This is a genomic window from Mesorhizobium sp. M8A.F.Ca.ET.161.01.1.1 (genome assembly GCF_004792105.1).
Taxonomy (GTDB): Bacteria; Pseudomonadota; Alphaproteobacteria; order Rhizobiales; family Rhizobiaceae; genus Mesorhizobium.
On sequence record NZ_SRTD01000497.1, the window covers coordinates 1 to 282 of the forward strand.

The window sequence follows — 282 nt, forward strand, 5'->3', positions numbered from 1 at the left end:
GCGCAGGATTCGGCGCTGACCAGTTGGTTCAGACGCACCGAAAGCTCACCTTCGGAGGCATTGCGGAAGATGGAGAACAGAAGCTCTGCAACGCAGAGACCCAGAACGCGGTCGCCCAGAAACTCCAGACGCTCGTAATTGCCCGCCGCGGCGGAGCGGGCTCTGGCATGGGTCAAGGCCCGGTCGAGCCGGGCCTTTTCCTTGAACTCATATCCGATCAACGCTTCCAGACGGGCAATCTCGTCCGCGGAAAGCGGCTTGGTCTTGCTCATCCCACAACCT

The 282-nt window shown here is 61.0% G+C and carries 1 protein-coding gene; it reads right to left on the minus strand.

Annotation, left to right across the window (positions count from 1 at the left end):
• Window positions 1–272, minus strand: a 272-nt coding sequence (locus EN804_RS36730) for a ribonuclease III domain-containing protein (RefSeq protein WP_281407943.1), incomplete at its 3' end; no start/stop codon positions are given.
• Window positions 273–282 lie beyond the last annotated feature (10 nt).